Source organism: Vibrio sp. 10N.286.45.E10 (assembly GCF_002874195.2).
GTDB lineage: Bacteria > Pseudomonadota > Gammaproteobacteria > Enterobacterales > Vibrionaceae > Vibrio > Vibrio crassostreae.
On record NZ_MCWD02000002.1, the window covers coordinates 1,629,473 to 1,647,335 of the forward strand.

The window sequence follows — 17,863 nt, forward strand, 5'->3', positions numbered from 1 at the left end:
ATCACCTCTAACTAAGTGACCAAATTCAGCGTACCACTACACAGTAACGTTATAAGCCTTTAGGAAGTTTTCGTTTACATAATAAAGACCGTCTAGAGCTTCCACCTCGATGCTAATGTGTTGCTCGATAGCTCCTCTCTTGATGGCGAAATTAATCCCCGTTACATACGCTTTCTTAATTCCTTCAAAAGGAAGAACCTCAGCTATAGGAACATGAGAAAGGCTATCTTTGTCAGTGCCTTTACTGCTATCCCCACTAGAACGTACATCCCCAGAAGCTTCACTATTTTCACTAGGTAGTGTTTCACTTTGCTTAGGAACGGCAGTTGAAGACGTTGTTTGTCCCGCTTCCTCCACCGTCTCAGTAGTTTCAAAATAACGATTGGATAAGTCATAGATTATGTACCCCAAACAGAAGATGGATAAAAGGAAAACCAAAATAGCTTTAGGGTTACGAAAAAGCGTATTCATGGCTAATTGTTGTTTCGCGCTGCCTGTACCCGTAGATTTGTAGAGTAGGAAAGAGTCTAGAGGGATTTTTTGGTTGGTTAAGTTAACGTCTTTCTTTTTGGGAATGACAGGAGTCGATACCGATTTGTCATGCTTCAAGATATAAGGATTTCGTTTCGTCCAGAAAAACTGATCGCGTCCCTTGTGGAAGAAGTTCTGATTCGCACAGGCTTTAATGCCAGAATCAATTTGCTTCCAATCTGGTGAAAGCAACTCGATGTCCCAATCATATTTTCTATGTCTCATGAACCCCTCATTGAAGCTATGAGGATAGATAATTCTGCCTTCTGAATCGTACTCAGCAATCCCTCTATCATCTATTTCAGAATCTTGTAATTCGTCCATGTTCGCAGGGGTGTAACGAGAATTGAAAAAGCGTTCGTAATCTTTAGGTAGTAAACCGTCACGAGGTGATTGAGTGATGAAGTCAGATAGCGGTTTGTATTTCACTTTGCGAATATCAAAGCCGACGTTTTTAGAGAATATATCTTGGCACTCATCAATAACGATAAGCGCACCAATAGGGCACCAACAGAAGAAATGCGTCCAAAGGTGAACGCCAGATTCATCCCTAGAGCTAATACGAAAGAGTTTAGCGGTGCTAGGGAATTGGATATTAAATCGCTCTTCAATGACGGTTAAAGGCTGCATACCCTCGATGTTAGTCACAACCGTTCTACCTGCTTTCAAAGCTTGGTAGATAGAAAAGTAAGCCGTGTATGCAGACTTGTAAGAGCCGTTAGCGCCTGTTCTTATGGTAATCGCCATTATCTAGATAACCTCATCACTAAAGCGGTAGTGAAGAAGTTAGCCCAGACTGCAAGGCCTTGAGGGACGCCAAACTTAAACGCATAAAACCTCAGCTCATCAGGTAAAGCATTAAAAGCTTTGGACAGAATGTCGTTAAAGCCGATCTCTTTTAAGAGAATTTGAGCCGAGTTGTAAGAGAGTTTAATGAACTCCAATTCCGCTTTTAACTTCATCTTAATCATGAAAATCTGGATGTATGAAAAGAGGTCTAACGTCATTTGGGGTATAGCTTTAAAGAAGTCAGTAATAAATGCCATCTGTAAGCTAATCCAATCAATAAAAGAGTAGATGTAATCCATAACTAATCCTTACCTAACATTCTGATGCCAGACAAAACAAACAAGAACATCACAACAGCTGAAATGATCGTGGCGTTCTCCAATAGAGCAGAGAGCACACCTGATTTGAAAGAGCGTTCTGCATGGTTAACATTGAGATTTAATGAGTGCTCTTTATAGGTGCCGTTATTGAAAGAGCTGGTATCGATAGAGAATAACGCTTTGAACTTTTCAAATTCATCGGTCATTTCTTGTTTGATTTCTGTGACTTCATTTTGAACTTCAGCTATTTGGTTTTGAGTGACAATGAAACCCTCACCATTAAAGCCATAGTTAGGTTCAACAAAGTTATTGTTGTTAGTGACACCATTGATGAGGTCAGTCAGCTTACTTTCGACACCGGACATATCAGAGCCGTCTATACCGTCTATTTGAGAAGATAGGGTGCCTAGTTGTGTATTCAAAGAATCCAGTTTTCCATCAACAACCGTGACCTGGTCTGAAAGGCCTGACACGTTAGTTGTCATCTCTTTTTGGGATGACTCCATGCGTTTGAGTATCTTTTGGTTGGCACTGGCCTTAGCTGCGTTTCTTAATCGGTTCGAGTCGGTTTCTGAAAGCGAAAGCTCATCAAGGTCAACGTCGACTTCTAAGTTATCGAGTTTGTATTGAACGTCTAATAGCAACTGTTTGGCTTGTACGTGTCGATAATCCAAAGCATAGGTTTGATTTAGTATGTTTTGCTCAACCTCAGATAGCGCTTTGTCCATTTCTACAAATTTGTATGAAAGGTTAGCGCCCATGTTGCTGATGCGATTGGGTATCTCATTGATGTTGCCCGTTCTTTCGATGAAGTTACGGTGAAGGTGGGAGATGTCTTGTCGAATGCTTTGATGACCGTTAATGATCGTTTCGTTGAGGCCGCCATTATAAGTATCAAGCGCTTCATTAAACTGCTTACGAGTGATACCCGTTCGTACCAATTTATCGATTACACCAACCAAATCATTTTGGTTTTTGGACAATTCTCTGACTGAATCCGACCACGCCTTAGTGTTCATACAATCCAAACCACCAACACAGTTGTAGTTCTTGATCTCTTTTAATTCGACTAACTTGTCATAGTCGGATTGAATTCGGTCGGGGATACCATCTGCGTCAGTATCGGCAACCACATTGTCATTACTCTCTGGATTCGCATCGGAATGGTTAGGGATTCCGTCACCATCCCAATCTTCCTCACTGTCGAGAATGCCATTCATATTAATGTCACCCTCCCAAGGGAAAGGCTTGGCTGAGTCACCTGAAAAGCTATCACCACTAGAACATTTTTCACCCGTAAAAGTAAAAGAATTACTCCACATACGTTTGGTCGGGTCAACGCTTATCGATACAGAGCTTCCACGAAGAACACAAGCTGAACCATATTGGCCAATACACGCAGAGGTTGGGCTTTCGCCCCATATGTAAGCATCATAGGTATAGGTTCGTGATTGAGATTTCAATACGGTGCAAACCGAAGTACAAACGCCACCATCATCAACTTCCCCCAAAGGGCAGCTAATGGCATGAGCGTAACTACTTAAAGACGCGAACAGTACCAAGAGCGTGTATCGTATTATTCTCATATTCAAAGCCTAGATATAAAAAAGCCCCCAAACTAGGAGGCATTGATACCCGTATATACGCCATATACGAATGACATAGCCATAACCACCCCAAACAGGACGGTTACGACTTGAGAGACAATGTCTCCCATTAGTTCCCCATAGAGTTCATGATAGCGCGAAGACCAAAGCCAATCGCAGCAAGACCGATAAGACCAACCACAACCAAACCATAGTTCGATTGACCTGTCGTTACAGCTTCGTTGATAGCGGTTGTAATTGCAGTGTTATCAGCAAATGAAGAAGCAGAAACAAATGCAGTAGAACCTAGAACCAATAGACGTTTTTTCATGATATTTCCTTTTTTAAGAGTGTGTTACTAAAAGTTGACCCTTAGCCTTTGCCAAGAGTTTTTAAGATTCGTCCTAGCACATGGCCAGAAACGAAAGATAATAAAATCCAACCTGAAACCGCGGTGTAGAGTTCACTGTCGATGTTCAAAGATTGAGACGCAGAGACTAAATTGTTGTATTCAGAATCTGTGAGCATTACGAGCTGACAATCAAAGTCGGTTGACGTTCTTAAGTAACCTTGCTGAGTGGTCGTAATGCAGTTCATTGTTAAGCCTTACTTGAAGCACTTTTTTGACGATTGAGAGAGCCAATTTCAGACAAAAGAAAGTCTCTTTTAACCTCTAAATCACGGATAGTTCTCGTCAGAAGCAAGCGGTCAATCCAATCAATTACAAACGAGCAAACACGACCAAATAGTGAGAACACGACCATGGTAATAATTAGAGCTTCAATCAGAGTATCCAAATCATCGCCAGTTAATTGATAAACGACCGTTTCCATAATTAAGCCTTGTTAGCTTTCATAAAGTTATCGAAGTGCTTTTTAATTTCTTCATCGACAGGGACAAGCTTGTTCACCAAGATATCTAGAGGATCATTTGGGTTAGCACCAAAGCTCAGTTCGTATTCACGGTTAGCAACAAAAGCGCGCGTTTGGATAAGCTGACGAGCGTAGGCCACATCAATTTTCAGCGCTTGCTTGTTGTAAGGGATGTCAGTTGAGAAACCGATACCAGTTTGTTGAAACTTCTCGTTATCGACTTCTTCAACAGCACGTAGGACAGACAGCTCCGCGAACTCCATATTAGATTTCGGGAAACGCTTGATAGAGATACCAGTTATTGTAGGCATATTCTTGACTCCAAAATTTCGATTTTCTGTTTAGTGTATTCGTCAGGAATGCCTAACGAGGTTTCAAAGTTGGCGCGCCTATGGTGCGTAGGAATGAGCATTCCGAATGCTTCACCCAAGTCACCCTCAGTCATTGCCACAACTTCAGAAAGTGCTTTACCACATTGGCGACGAACCCAAGCAATACGAGCAAAGAACTCAAGACCGGCCTTCTTTTTGTTAAGCTCAATCTTCATAGGTTCAGCAGGGTCGATACTGGCCGAGAAGTCACACAGACCAGCAAAGGCCGAAGCAGGCGAGGCGAGTAGTGCCAAATCACACTTCTTCAATTCCACTTCATTGCGGTACCAAATCACTTCAGGATCAGCGATGTTTTGCTCAAACTTCTTGTTGTACACACGCCAGTAAATTGCAGAGGTACGAGAGCCAACAAGGACAGCTTCCTCTGATAATTCACCGGATTGTGAAACGCGCTTATGAGGAACCATTGTCGGACCACGGCCACGAGAAGCAGTGCGAAATGCTCCCTCATAAAAACATTTCTCAGCATACTTACAGTCAAAGATTCCGGTGTAGTCATCCACGCAGAGATCCAAACGGGCTAGGCGAGTGATACCCAAAAGTGACAACCACCAGTGCACTTTTTTGTGTGTGGTGAAGTCGAACAACTTAGCGCAACCTGTACCATTGATTTGCACGTATACCGTATCGTTATTACCGCCAATACCGACTAAGCCACATTCAACTGTTCCCGTAGAATCGTAAATGACCATCGAATCTTCATAGCCATGTAAGCCACGGCCACGCATAGGTGACAGACGAAAGTTAAAGACTTTAAACATGAACTCATCAAACCTATCGCCTAAAACCTTACGACACTTGTTACGGTGTAACTCGATTGATTTCTCTATCGCTTCTGGTGAGTTAAAGCGACCTTTAACGCTTTGCTTTTTAAACTCAGGAAACTGCATGTTGATAAAGTCTTGTTCGTTCGAGTTATCCAAGTGTCTAAGCGAACCGTACGAAAACGAAAAGGCTAGGTGATCCACTTGAACCGGACGAATTTCATCATGGAACTTATGAGGCTTTTTAGATGGCATGGAACACACCCTTAACCAAAAGCTCTTGGTAGTTCTCATCGGTGATTTCAACAATCTGAAATGACACCATTCCATAGTGAGCTTCCATGAACTGGAAGAACTCACGCGGAGACTTAAAGAAATTATGACCCCAAGGAAAATAGGCGTTGATGCCATGATTGGGTTCGTTGTCGAAGTAGATAGAATCCATGATTAATCGCTCACAACATAAGAGACTTGAGCTAAAGGCCAAGAGTCTTTGAGATGTTCAACAATGCTGTGTGCGTCAGACGCGGAAAGGAACTTACTGTGAAAGTGTTGAGCTGTAGTGATCACAAAAGGTTTACCGCTAGCTGTGGTACCAAAGCCTGCAAAGTAACGAGGTAGACACCCAGAAACTAATAGAACATTAACCATAACAACCACCTTGACTGATTATTGAGAATTGGGATTGACCGTCTAAGTTGAGCTATAAGCGTCAAGGGCGAACAGCCCAAACCTAGACAGTCAAAGTATTGAAACAAGGAAGCTTGTTTCTCTGAGGAAGATTATAGGCACGAAAAGTTGTGCCTGTTAAGCACGGAAAATCATGCCTAATCAGCTAGAATGTAGCTAAAGGGAGAATGTCTTATGTATCAAAATGAACTGTTAGATGCCTACAAAAAGGCGCAAAACTACGTACAAGATAAGCAGATTGCACATGATTTGAATCTACCAAGACAGCGGATTGGTGAAATGCGAAAAGGAACTCGCTATATATCTGATTCAGAAGCAGTTTTTCTTGCAGAAAGCGCAGGAATTGATCCAGAGATGGCTTTGCTTGGTTGTCACGTTGACCGCAACGAAAATCCAGAGATTAAACAGATGTGGGAACACATAGCAAAAAAGTGCAACGGGCTAGGATTAAAAGCGATTTCAATGACTTGCGCGGGATTAGCACTGATGGCAGCCACCCCAAATAAAGCACTAGCCAACTGCGTATTATGTGCGTTATGTTAAATTGGTTTTGGAGATTGTAAGGCAGGTATCTTTATGTGATGCCCTGCCTTTATATTGTGTCGATAGTCTCTAATTTATACTGTGTATTTAACCATATTGGCTATTTACCATAAAATACCTAATAACCAGTGATAATAATCTTCGATTTTAACCCTGGTATTAGTTAGAGATTAACCGCCAGCAAACTTAACTTTGTAGCCTTTCTTTTCAAGGTGCGCTTTGATCTTGTCACGAGCATCTCCTTGAATTTCGATGTTACCATCTTTTACTGAGCCGCCGCAGCCGCACACTTTTTTGAGTTCTGCTGCCATTAGTTTTAATGGTGCGTCATCTAGGTCTAAGCCAGTTACGACAGAAACGCCTTTGCCTTTACGGCCTTTGGTTTCTTTTTGGATTCGAACGATACTATCGCCTTTAGGACGTTGGACTTTCTCTTCTTCAGGTTTAATACGACCTGTTTCTGTTGAATATACTAGGCTCATAAATTACTTCTTTTGTTGCTCTGCTTTTTGTTTTGCGAGTAAGTAAGCTTCTATATGACGCTGGATTGCAATCTTGCCGCCTTTGATTAAGCGACCGTTAAACATGCAATACCACGCATTAGGCTCACCAGTGTCATTCTTGATTTGGTAGCCGTTGAAGTTTTCAGTCGAGCCACCAGTTCCTCTCGACTTATTTAATGACGTGAATTCTTTTGGATCAATAATAGACGCGGTTTCAATCCACCAATCAATACTCTTTTTTACGGCAGCTAGGTTGCCCTGAATAACGTTGTTTTTTAATTTAGCACGCCAAACTGTGTTATTAGCATCTATCGATTGAAGATGGACGCTTCGGTAAATTGAATTAGCCATATCTATTAATCATCTTTTTGTTTTCACTACATTAATCATAAGTATACTTATAATGATATCAAGCATAATATGGTAAAAAAACCTGTTGAGGTACGGTAATTTGAGAAAAAAAGTCCCTATTTTAACCGACTCTGTGATAATTAATTCATTTGTTGAAAAATTAAACAGGCACGCGACAATTGAAATTATAGATGAATTGACGGGATTTCAATACTCTCACAATTCACTGTTGGGTATCTATAGTGATTGGAATCGCTATCATGCGTTCTGTACCAAACATCGTATTAACACACTTCCCGCTTCTATAACCGCTGTGCGTCGATTTCTTGAGACGGAGTCCAACGATAGAAAATACGCATCCTTGAAACGTTACACTGCAACGCTTAGTATGTTACATACTGTGTTGAGCTTTGCTAACCCGATCAAGCATAGGCAAGTTCGCTTTACCCTGCTCCACTTACAATCTCAAATGGCCGGTGACGCCAAACAAACCAATGCTATGACATCTGTGCATCTCACTGATTTAAATACGTTACTCTCCCATGATAAAGCAAACTTGAAAGAGATCAGAGACATCGCTATTTATAACGTTATGTTCGAGTGTGCTTTAAAGCGCTCAGAACTTAAGGCGTTGTCGATGACCGATGTTGAGTACGTTGAAGATCATTACCAAGTAACAGTCAAAGATTCAGCTTATCAGTTATCACAAATAGCCAGTGTTGCACTTCAACGTTGGCTTTCGTTTACTGGACCACAAGACGATTTGCCTGTGTTTCGTGCGATAGACAAGCATGAGAATATTGGTTTACAGCCTTTAGATGATTCGTCCATATACCGAATATTGAGAAGAGCAAGCGACTTACTTCAACTTCCAGAAAACCACCATTTCTCTGGAAATTCGATTCGTGTTGGTGCCGCACAAGAGTTGTCGAAACAAGGTCTTAAGGTTAGAGAGATTCAGGACTTTGGTCGCTGGCTTAGCCCTGCCATGCCAGCCCAATATGTGGGTTTCACGGGAACGGCTGAGAGTGAGAAGATGAAGTTTAAGGCGCTAATACCTTGGCAATAAACGGTTCGTAATTACTTGGATATTGTTACTTGGATATAAGTTGTGGCTAAATGATAGATTCGTAAAAAACGGCTAGCTTTAAAAACAAAAAGTGCCTTGGCGAAAGCTTAAGGCACTTTTGGGTTCAGCTCTAAGTGAACGAAAACGAGTTAGAAACCTAAGAAAGGCTTGTTCTCACGCAGTTCTCTAAGAACTGGCTGAATTTGTGGCCGTCATGCTCAACCATTTTAGGGAACATGGAGATTGGCGTCATACCTGGGAAGGTGTTGACTTCGTTCAGATAGATTTCGTTGTCTTGCGTTAAGAAGAAGTCGATACGAGATAAATGGCGGAGCTTCATCTGTGTAAACACTTTTCGAGCGCTTTCTGCAATCAGTTCACGCTGCTCATCAGTGAGGTTGCTTGCTTCAACCTCAGTGATCGAGTGACTGTCTGCACTGTACTTCTCTTCGTAAGAGTAAAATGCGCCGTTCGGTGCAATCACCTCGCCCGGTTTGCTGATATGTAGCTCGCCATCGATTTCATAAGCAGCAACTTCTAGCTCTCTAGGCACCACTGATTTCTCAACCAATACTTGGTCCGAGAAAGTGAACGCCTTGTTGATAGCCTCGCTCAAATCTTCTACTTGGTTAACTTGGTAACAACCCACAGAAGAACCTTGACGAGCCGCTTTCACGAACACTTTACCCCACTTTTCAAATGCTTGAGTTGCTTGTGAGTGAGCTTGATCATTGTTGTCTGATAAGAACAGGTACGGCGTGTTTGGAATGCCAAGTGCGTCGTACCAAAGCTTTGAAGTGATTTTGTTAAAGCTGTTGTTACTCGCTTCTGAACCACAACCTAAGTACGGGATTTTCGCCATTTCGAACAGTGATTGAATATCACCTGTTTCACCTGGGAAACCGTGGATGCAAGGAACGATAAAATCGACTTTAGATTCTAAATTGTCACCGCGCAGGGTTTGATCGTTAATATCAAGATAAACCAATTCACCTGAATCAAGACACCAGCCTTCGTTTTTAATTTCAACTCTCACAACGTTGAAATCTGCAACGCTATTGAGTTGTTCGAAAAGGTAATTGGCTGAAACTAAAGACACTTCATGCTCTGAAGATCCACCGCCGCAAAGTAGAAGTATGTTTGTGGTGTTCATGGGTAAATTCGGTCCTTGAAACTAGGAATACTGACTTCAATGATAAACAAAAGTCGAGATAGGTACAGTGTTTTGATTGTTAAAATTGCGTTCGAAAGATCGAGCGATTAACTATTAAACAAAACAGCGAGTCTTAAAACAAAAGAAGGAGCATTTGCCCCTTCTTTATGAATCAAAACTTAGTTCAACTTGTTAAGCGTAGGGTATTCAGAGTTCTTGATGTCATCAATGCTCTTAACGAACGGCTTCAAGTTTTGGAAAGTGTTCGGCAGTGTTGAGATTGCCTTTTTAGCTTCTAAGCGCGTTGCGTAGTCACCGTAAAGTACGGTGAACCATTTGGTACCGTTAACCATTTTGTAGTTTTCCCAAACTGGTTGAGAAGTCGTAGGTAGCATTTTCACGAAAGAATCGACTTTACTTTGGCTGCCAACAGCAACAACTTGAACGGTGTAACCAAAGCGCTGATTCATGTCTTGCTGTTTCTTGGTTGAGCCTGTCACTACTGCAACTGGCTTCGCTTGAGTCGTTTGAGTGACTTTCTGTTCAACAGGTTCAGTTCTGATCACGTTGACAACGTTTTCTTCAACAACGCCTGTTTGCTCAGATTGAGATACAACTGGAGCTTCAACTTTGGCCGTTTTGTATTCTTCTTGATAACTATCTGAAGTGACATTGGTAACGTAGTCGTCAGATACACATGCAGCCAAGAGCAGTGGCAAAGTCACAATTGCAAATTTTTTCATGGAAAGCTCTATATCCTTAATAATAATTACTATAAATCATGCCGATACGTCGGTTTAGAATCAAGTTAACTTTGAGATTATACACCATTAGTGGGTGACCTATTTCACAAACTTTATGCAGTGTCTGCTTATTCATCTTAATTCGGTGAATTTGCCATCAACCCGTGAGTGCAAAGTAAGTTACGATGAACTTACGTGCATTGCTAGGATATGTCTATGAATCATCTTGATCCCCTACTTAAACCCCGTTCAATCGCTGTTGTTGGTGCTTCTCAAAGAGAAACGCGTGCAGGGTATATCGTCATGAACAATTTGTTGCACGGGGATTTTAAAGGTGCAGTGATGCCAGTTACGCCAAAATATGACTCGGTGGCAGGCGTACTCTCTTATAAAAATATTTTGTCACTACCGATTGTTCCTGACCTTGCCATTTTATGTACCAATGCGACCCGTAATGTCGCCATTTTTGAAGAACTAGCCGAGAAAGGTATAGCCTCTGTCATTGTGCTTTCTTCCGACATGCAGCAAGAAAGCGATAATGGTGAGACGTATGATGAACGATGCCTAGCGATTGCCAAAAAACACAACATTCGAGTGTTAGGTTCCAATAGTTTGGGAGTGATTGTCCCTTGGTTAAATTTAAACGCCTCATTCTCTCCTGTGACAGCATTACCCGGTAAAATCGCCTTTGTTTCTCAGTCTGCAGCTGTGTGTACCACGATTCTCGATTGGGCTAATGACAAAGAGATCGGTTTTTCGGCGTTTATCTCTATAGGTAATGGCAGTGACATCGAATTCTCGGAGTTATTGGATTATCTGAGTACCGATTCTCACACCGAAGCGATATTACTTTATGTAGACAGCATTACTGATGCGAGGCGCTTTATTTCTGCAGCGCGTGCGGCATCGCGCAACAGACGAATTCTAGTGCTAAAAGGCGGACGAACAGCGAAAGGGCGAGCGGCCGCAATGGCACACACCGGTGGTGCCGATACTTTAGATATTATCTACGATTCCGCGATTCGCCGTAGTGGCATGTTGCGAGTTAAGAACTTACATGAATTGTTTGCTGCGGTAGAGACACTGACTCATTCAGTACCATTGCGTGGTGAGCGTTTGGCTATTGTTACCAACGGTGGCGGCCCTGCGATTATGGCCGTGGATACGCTATTTGACCGCGGTGGCAAGCTCGCAGAGTTTTCACAAGAGACTCTTGATAAGTTGAACAAGGTGTTGCCATCTAGTTGGTCTCACAGCAATCCTATCGATATTGTTGGTGATGCTGGTGATCAGCGTTATATCGATACCATAAACATCTTACTCGATGGCGATGAAGCGGATGCGATTCTTATCATGCATAGCCCTTCTGCGATTGCACATTCCGCTAGAACGGCTGAACGAATTATTGAAGCGATTAAGAAGCACCCTCGCCACAAGCGCTTTAACATCCTGACGAATTGGTCTGGTGAGTTAACAGCTAGGCCAGCGCGAAAGCTGTTTACCGAAGCGGGTTTCCCGACCTATCGAACGCCTGAAAGCTCAGTGGTCGCATTCATGCACTTGGTCGAATACAGACGTAATCAACGTCAGTTAATGGAAACGCCGACTACCGCTGAAAAAGTACACATTGAAGATCTAGCAGATGCGAAAAGTTGGATAAAACGACAACTACTGGATAAAGATACAGTTAGCCTTGATACTCACCAAAATAGCCAGTTTTTCAAGAGCTTCAACCTCGATGTGTTGCCAACTTGGATCGCTTCTGATCCAAGTGAAGCGGTACACATTGCAGAAACAATTGGTTATCCGGTTGCCGTAAAACTTCGTTCGCCAGACATTGCACACAAGTCAGACGTTCAAGGTGTGATGCTCAATTTACGAAACAGCAGTGAAGTTGCCAATGCTGCTCAGGCAATTCTCGATCGTTCTCAACTATCCTTCCCTACAGCTCACATCCACGGCTTGTTAATTCAAGGTATGGCCAAGATCGCGGGTGGCCAAGAGCTACGAGTCAAAGTAACAACCGATGAAACCTTTGGCCCAATCATTTTACTTGGACAAGGTGGTTCGGAGTGGGATGAATCGATTGATGCGGCCGCTGCTTTCCCACCGCTCAACATGACACTGGCGCGCTACTTGATTATTCGAGCGATAAAAAGTGGCAAGATTCGCCTACAAAAGCTCCCTAACCCGATTGATATAGAGGGCCTTTCTGAATTATTGGTTCGTATATCGCAGATGGTCGTTGATTGCCCTGAAATACATGATTTAGATATCCATCCAGTACTGGCCAACGGAGACAAGTTCACGATCTTAGATGCCGATATCATATTGAAAGCCTACGAAGGAGACCCGCAAGAAAGGTTGGCCATTCGCCCTTACCCAGTCGAGCTTGAAGAACGTATCCAGCTAAAAGATGGAACCGAAGTGTTGTTACGCCCTATTCTGCCCGAAGATGAACCGCTCCATGCTGACTTTATTAATCGCGTATCTAAAGAGGATCTTTATAAACGTTTCTTTAGTGATGTCGGTGAGTTCAATCATGAAGCGTTGGCTAATTTTACTCAGATTGATTTCGATAGAGAGATCGCCTTTGTTGTGGTGCGTGAAGAACAAGGGGTTCCTGCAATCATCGGTGTATCGAGAGCGCTGATTAACCCAGAGAACACCGATGCCGAGTTTGCGATTCTGATACGTTCCGATCTGAAAGGTGTCGGCTTAGGTCGTATTCTGATGACGAAAGTTATCGATTACTGCCGAGCAAAGCAGACTAAACAGATGTCGGGTATGACGATGCCAACCAATAGAGGGATGCTGACACTAGCTCAAAAGCTCGGTTTTAAGCTAGATATCAGTTTTGAAGACGGTACTGCAGATATGGTGTTACCGTTACTTTAACGCCCATGTCTTTTTAAGATGTTGGATACACCAAGACTTGGCGTCGCCCATTTTGTTACGTCGCCAAGCCATGACGATATCGATCGGCTGTGGTTCTGTACCCGAAATCTGCTGTAGTACGCCAGATTCAATCAGCGGCTTAGCAATACTACTCGGCAAGGTGCCAATCCCTAATCCACTTGTCAGAGCTTCAACCTTTGCAGGGAAACTTGTCACGGTTAAACGAGGTTGCTTCTCTAGAATGTTGCGACTTAAAGCGGGTTGATCGCGTGCAGTATCTGCGATTGCAATTACCCTGTAACTTTCTCTAGCCTTTTGGTCAAACTCGCCAGAACGCTTGTGAACGTAGTGGTTTGATGCCGCGACCCATACCATTTCCATCTTGCCGATTACGTCACTTTTCATATCGTTTGGGATGGTGTCGAGTTTCGGGCAAACAAGCAGGTCAGCACGACCATCTGTGAGTGATTCCCAGCATCCAGCTAAGATCTCTTCTTGTAAGCGAACGCGTGTTTTGCTGATTTTCCCTAGTTCATCGACTAACGAGAAGAAATTAGCAATCGGAATAATGCCATCGAAAGCAATGGTTAAATCCAACTCCCAACCGTTAGCAAGAATACTCGCATCGTTAACGAGTTGTTCAGTGGCACCCAGAATGATCCTACCTTGTTCTAATATTAACTGCCCCGCTTCAGTGAAATTGGCGCGGTGTCCTGAGCGATCAAAAATCATGATATCTAAGTCTTGTTCTAACTTTTGGATTTGATAACTCAATGAAGAAGGTGCTCGGTCCAGTTCATTCGCTGCAGCTGCGAAACTCCCACGACGATCAATGGCATCTAATATGTGTAATGCTTCAAGTGTTATTGGACTATGCATGGCTTTCCTACTTTATAAATGAGACTTGAATCACAAAAACAGAAGTATTCAGGTTATGAATGGAACTGTAAAAATCTTTTTAATACAGTCATTTAAGAGTGTTAATTATGAACTAGTTGATAAGATTGAAAATTATTTAAATGCAAATAATAGTAATTATCATTTAGATCCAATATTATCTTTCGCAAATCAAGATAATACTATGGAATTAAGGTAACTATCAGATGTATAAGCAATCCCTACTCTCTGCTTCAATCGTTTTAGCGCTTTCATCAACATCAGCCTTTGCTCAAGATTATGCCCTATTTGACGAGGTTGTTGTATCTTCGACTCGTACTAATCAAACACTTATCGATACAGCAGCTTCTGTTACCGTCATCTCGGATAAGCAAATTGAAGAGAATATGGCGAAAGATGTGAATGAAATCTTCGAATACACTCCAGGTGTAACGATGAACTTAAGCTCTCGCCAAGGTGCACAAACCATCAACATTCGTGGCATGGAAGGTAAACGCGTCAAGATCTTAGTAGATGGCTCGTCGCAACCAGGTTCATTTGATGGTGGCCCTTATGCATTTATTAACTCTAGCGGTATTTCAATCGATCCCGACATGTTAAAAAGCGTTGAAATCATCAAAGGCGCTGCTTCAAGTTTACACGGAAGTGACGCTATCGGTGGTGTTGTTGCTTTCGAAACTAAAGACCCATCTGACTTCTTGAAAGATGGCGAAAACTTCGGTGGACAAGCGAAACTGTCTTACTCTTCAGAAGATAACTCTTTCAGTGAGCATGTTGCATTAGCTAATCGATTTGGTGACCTTGAAACATTGGTTGCCTACACGCGCCGTGACGGTGAAGAGCTTCAAAACTTCCGCGACTCGAACAACTTAGAAAATTACGCGGTAGAAGATCAAGACACATCAGCAGATAACCTATTGGTAAAACTGCAATATCAATTGAATGAAAGCCATCGTATCGAGTTTTTAGCTGAGCTAATCAAAGATACTTCAGACTCTGACATCTATCACTCAAGTTACGATAGCTATACTGGTGCTGATAACACAACACAAAATCGATTCGCTATTAAGCACATTTGGTTCGCAGATGGCGCTATCGCTGACACAGTGACGAGCAAAGTGTCATACATTTCTAAAGAAGAAAATGGTGTGACGAAGCGCTTTAAGCCAGCGGGTCCAGGTATGCCACCTTGGGTGCCAGCCAACAACGATAACTTGCAAACCAAAGATTATGAATACACAGAAGATAAGCTTGAGATCGAAACGCAGTTAGATAAAGAGATTAACAACCATTACCTAGTTTACGGTGCGACATATACACATAGTGACATTAGCAATACAAACATGGAGTACAACTCTGATCCTGCTACTGATGACCAGCTTTATGTATACACTCCTGATGCTAAAGAGCAGAAATTTGGTCTGTTTGTACAAGACGAAATTAGCCTAATGAACGACAAACTTGTTGTTACTCCAGGTGTTCGTTTCGATCACTTCTCTACAGACCCTGGTAAAAATACAGGTGAGTCACTTACGGACTTCTCTGATTCTGCGGTAACTGGACGCTTAGGCTCAACATACAAACTTACTGATACAGGCACCATTTTTGGCCAAATTAGCCAAGGCTTTAGAGCCCCTTCTTTCGATGAACTGTACTACACGTATGACAACCCAGGACATGGTTACGTAAACGATCCAAACCCAGATCTTAAGTCAGAAACCAGTATTTCTTATGAGCTAGGTTACCGTCATAATACACAGGCTTCATCGTCTGAAATTGCGGCTTACTACAGTGATTACGATGACTTCATCGAAACAGTGGTAACGAAAAAAGTTGGCGGAACTACACACTACTCTAACGTTAACTTAGATTCGGCAACAATTAAGGGTGTTGAATTCTCTAACACGTTACTATGGGATGTTTTGGTAGGTGCACCTAAGGGGATTTCAACTCACTTCGTTGCTTCATATACAGAAGGTGAAGACGGAAACGGTAATGCACTGAATAGTGTTAACCCTTGGAATGCTGTATTAGGTCTTAACTATGATGCTCCAAACCAAAACTGGGGTACTAGCCTTAAGTTAAACTACACGGCTAACAAGTCTGGTTCAGACATCAATTTCGATGACGAAAGCGGCGGCAACGCTGGTCAAGCTGAGCTTCCAAGCGCTACGGTTGTTGACCTGACAGCTTACTACAAGCCAATGAAGGATCTTACTATCCGTGGTGGCGTATTCAACTTAACTAACGAAGAGTACTACCGTTGGAACGACATTCGTGGCGATGATGAGCTTTACAAAGAGAACTCTCAAGCGGAAAGAAACTACGGCATTTCAGCTAAATACGAATTCTAATTTGTTAGAAAGCTGAACCATAGAAACGTATACAGCAGATACTAAAAAGCCAGCTAAATGCTGGCTTTTATTATTTCACTAAAAATTGTATCAAAAAGGGATAAAGTGAAATTACTTCTCTGCCATTTCTTTCTTAACCATTACTGCTGCAGCAATGATGAAAGTGATGATTAGGCCTAGTTCCATGATTAACTCCAAAGAAAATTAACATTAAACATATAATTCGCGTGCATGATAACACAACAGATACAGAATGATACTTTTTAACCACTAATTTACTTTTTATTCGATTTAGATCAAAAAAGATGCCCTAATGCATCTTTTTGTAAGTTAACTATTCATGAAACAACTAGATCAACCAGGGAAACCATCAGGATTGGTTGACTGCCAGCGCCATGTATCTTCAGTCATTTCAGTCAGTGTACGTGTAGCATTCCAGCCGAGTTCTTTCTGAGCTTTAGCAGGATCTGCCCAACATTCAGCGATGTCACCAGGACGACGCTCCACAAGCTTGTAAGGGATATCTTTACCGCTCGCTTTCTCAAACGCTTTAACCATGTCCAATACACTTGAACCGTTACCCGTACCAAGGTTGTAGATATGAAGACCGTCTTTGCGCCCTACTTTCTCAAGCGCTGCAATGTGACCATCAGATAGATCCATTACGTGGATGTAATCGCGAACGCCAGTTCCGTCTTTTGTTGGATAATCGCTACCAAACACAGATAGAAACTCACGGCGGCCAACAGCGACTTGAGATACAAATGGCATTAGGTTATTTGGAATACCTTGTGGATCCTCACCTAGCTCACCACTTGGGTGTGAACCTACTGGGTTAAAGTAACGCAGCAGTGTAATGCTCCAATCCGGATTGGCTTTTTGGAAATCGGTTAAGCACTCTTCAACCATTAATTTACTACGACCATATGGGTTGGTAGCGCTTGTTGGAAAGTCTTCAGTAATTGGAACACTTGCTGGATCGCCGTAGACTGTCGCTGAAGAGCTGAATACCAAGGTTTTTACACCCGCATCACGCATTGCATCAACAAGAACTAACGTGCCGTTTACGTTGTTATCGTAGTATTCAAGAGGCTTTTCCACAGACTCTCCGACGGCTTTTAGACCCGCAAAATGGATAACCGCTTCGATGTTGTGTTGCTTCATTGTTTCAGTCAAAAGCGCTTTATCACGAACGTCACCTTCAATGAAGTTGGGACGAACGCCCGATACTTTTTCGATACGTTCTAAAACGCTTGGTTTGCTGTTGTACAAGCTATCAAAAAGTACAGGCGTCATACCTGCGTTGATCATCTGGATACTTGTATGGCTACCAATGTAACCCATGCCACCTGTAACTAAAACATTCATGCTTAGCAGACCTTTTAATTAAAATTATTCAACCTATCAC

The 17,863-nt window shown here is 42.4% G+C and carries 20 protein-coding genes; 4 read left to right on the forward strand and 16 right to left on the reverse strand.

The annotated features are described in order from the left end of the window. Positions 1 to 36: 36 nt before the first annotated feature. The 10 genes from BCU34_RS20270 to BCU34_RS20315 all read right to left on the reverse strand — a co-directional run bounded on the left by BCU34_RS20270 (position 37) and on the right by BCU34_RS20315 (position 5,905). Positions 37 to 1,278, reverse strand: coding sequence for a zonular occludens toxin domain-containing protein (locus tag BCU34_RS20270; RefSeq protein ID WP_241905492.1), 1,242 nt, complete (start codon positions 1,276 to 1,278; stop codon positions 37 to 39). Beyond that, entirely contained in the window at positions 1,278 to 1,619 is a 342-nt protein-coding gene (locus BCU34_RS20275; RefSeq protein ID WP_048659343.1) for a hypothetical protein, read from the reverse strand. The genes BCU34_RS20270 and BCU34_RS20275 overlap by 1 nt, the downstream gene beginning before the upstream one ends. Positions 1,620 to 1,621: 2 nt before the next feature. Next, complete coding sequence (locus BCU34_RS20280) at positions 1,622 to 3,226, reverse strand: hypothetical protein (RefSeq protein ID WP_133148573.1); 1,605 nt, start codon at positions 3,224 to 3,226, stop codon at positions 1,622 to 1,624. 130 nt (positions 3,227 to 3,356) lie between these two features. Further along, positions 3,357 to 3,557, reverse strand: a complete 201-nt coding sequence (locus BCU34_RS20285; RefSeq protein ID WP_055319872.1) for a hypothetical protein — start codon at positions 3,555 to 3,557, stop codon at positions 3,357 to 3,359. A 41-nt stretch (positions 3,558 to 3,598) separates the two neighbouring features. Continuing rightward, a complete protein-coding gene (locus BCU34_RS20290; protein WP_016786877.1) occupies positions 3,599 to 3,823 on the reverse strand; it encodes a hypothetical protein in 225 nt (74 codons plus the stop codon). 2 nt (positions 3,824 to 3,825) lie between these two features. After that, entirely contained in the window at positions 3,826 to 4,059 is a 234-nt protein-coding gene (locus BCU34_RS20295) for a hypothetical protein (protein ID WP_102480579.1), read from the reverse strand. Between the two features lie 2 nt (positions 4,060 to 4,061). Further along, complete coding sequence (locus tag BCU34_RS20300; protein WP_108145171.1) at positions 4,062 to 4,409, reverse strand: DUF1293 family protein; 348 nt, start codon at positions 4,407 to 4,409, stop codon at positions 4,062 to 4,064. After that, positions 4,397 to 5,509, reverse strand: coding sequence for a replication initiation factor domain-containing protein (locus BCU34_RS20305; RefSeq protein WP_413286280.1), 1,113 nt, complete (start codon positions 5,507 to 5,509; stop codon positions 4,397 to 4,399). The genes BCU34_RS20300 and BCU34_RS20305 overlap by 13 nt, the downstream gene beginning before the upstream one ends. Continuing rightward, positions 5,499 to 5,699: a hypothetical protein gene (locus tag BCU34_RS20310; protein ID WP_017067258.1), complete on the reverse strand. Its 201-nt coding sequence runs from the start codon at positions 5,697 to 5,699 to the stop codon at positions 5,499 to 5,501. Before BCU34_RS20310 ends, BCU34_RS20305 begins: the two co-directional genes overlap by 11 nt. Before the next feature lie 2 nt (positions 5,700 to 5,701). Beyond that, positions 5,702 to 5,905, reverse strand: coding sequence for a hypothetical protein (locus tag BCU34_RS20315; protein WP_102479041.1), 204 nt, complete (start codon positions 5,903 to 5,905; stop codon positions 5,702 to 5,704). Positions 5,906 to 6,118: 213 nt separating this feature from the next. On the opposite strand from BCU34_RS20315, the gene BCU34_RS20320 reads away from it, so the two are divergent. Next, on the forward strand, positions 6,119 to 6,487 hold the full coding sequence (locus BCU34_RS20320) for a DUF3693 domain-containing protein (RefSeq protein ID WP_102479042.1): 369 nt from the start codon (positions 6,119 to 6,121) through the stop codon (positions 6,485 to 6,487). Between the two features lie 170 nt (positions 6,488 to 6,657). Here the strand turns inward: BCU34_RS20320 and yciH are convergent, their stop codons facing one another. Together yciH and BCU34_RS20330 are read right to left on the reverse strand one after the other, a co-directional pair. Beyond that, complete coding sequence (yciH, locus tag BCU34_RS20325) at positions 6,658 to 6,969, reverse strand: stress response translation initiation inhibitor YciH (protein WP_102480562.1); 312 nt, start codon at positions 6,967 to 6,969, stop codon at positions 6,658 to 6,660. 3 nt (positions 6,970 to 6,972) lie between these two features. Further along, positions 6,973 to 7,341: a DUF3319 domain-containing protein gene (locus BCU34_RS20330; RefSeq protein ID WP_048660165.1), complete on the reverse strand. Its 369-nt coding sequence runs from the start codon at positions 7,339 to 7,341 to the stop codon at positions 6,973 to 6,975. A gap of 100 nt (positions 7,342 to 7,441) precedes the next feature. Between BCU34_RS20330 and BCU34_RS20335 the strand changes: the two genes are divergently transcribed. Beyond that, positions 7,442 to 8,410, forward strand: a complete 969-nt coding sequence (locus BCU34_RS20335; protein WP_048668928.1) for a tyrosine-type recombinase/integrase — start codon at positions 7,442 to 7,444, stop codon at positions 8,408 to 8,410. Between the two features lie 157 nt (positions 8,411 to 8,567). Here BCU34_RS20335 and BCU34_RS20340 read toward each other — a convergent pair whose 3' ends face one another. Beyond that, positions 8,568 to 9,563, reverse strand: a complete 996-nt coding sequence (locus BCU34_RS20340) for a D-alanine--D-alanine ligase (RefSeq protein ID WP_102433187.1) — start codon at positions 9,561 to 9,563, stop codon at positions 8,568 to 8,570. A gap of 179 nt (positions 9,564 to 9,742) precedes the next feature. Further along, on the reverse strand, positions 9,743 to 10,306 hold the full coding sequence (locus BCU34_RS20345) for an SPOR domain-containing protein (RefSeq protein WP_102479984.1): 564 nt from the start codon (positions 10,304 to 10,306) through the stop codon (positions 9,743 to 9,745). 216 nt (positions 10,307 to 10,522) lie between these two features. Here BCU34_RS20345 and BCU34_RS20350 point away from each other — a divergent pair, with 216 nt between their 5' ends. Further along, positions 10,523 to 13,204 (forward strand): bifunctional acetate--CoA ligase family protein/GNAT family N-acetyltransferase, encoded by a 2,682-nt coding sequence (locus tag BCU34_RS20350; RefSeq protein ID WP_102433188.1) that lies wholly within the window; start codon positions 10,523 to 10,525, stop codon positions 13,202 to 13,204. Here BCU34_RS20350 and BCU34_RS20355 read toward each other — a convergent pair. Next, positions 13,196 to 14,083: a LysR family transcriptional regulator gene (locus BCU34_RS20355; RefSeq protein ID WP_048660171.1), complete on the reverse strand. Its 888-nt coding sequence runs from the start codon at positions 14,081 to 14,083 to the stop codon at positions 13,196 to 13,198. The genes BCU34_RS20350 and BCU34_RS20355 overlap by 9 nt on opposite strands. Before the next feature lie 224 nt (positions 14,084 to 14,307). On the opposite strand from BCU34_RS20355, the gene BCU34_RS20360 reads away from it, so the two are divergent. Further along, the gene (locus BCU34_RS20360; RefSeq protein ID WP_102479692.1) at positions 14,308 to 16,455 is read left to right on the forward strand and encodes a TonB-dependent hemoglobin/transferrin/lactoferrin family receptor; all 2,148 of its coding nucleotides are present in this window, start codon (positions 14,308 to 14,310) and stop codon (positions 16,453 to 16,455) included. A gap of 354 nt (positions 16,456 to 16,809) precedes the next feature. On the opposite strand, the gene galE is transcribed toward BCU34_RS20360, so the two are convergent. Next, entirely contained in the window at positions 16,810 to 17,823 is a 1,014-nt protein-coding gene (gene galE, locus BCU34_RS20365) for a UDP-glucose 4-epimerase GalE (RefSeq protein WP_048608318.1), read from the reverse strand. Between the last annotated feature and the right edge of the window lie 40 nt (positions 17,824 to 17,863).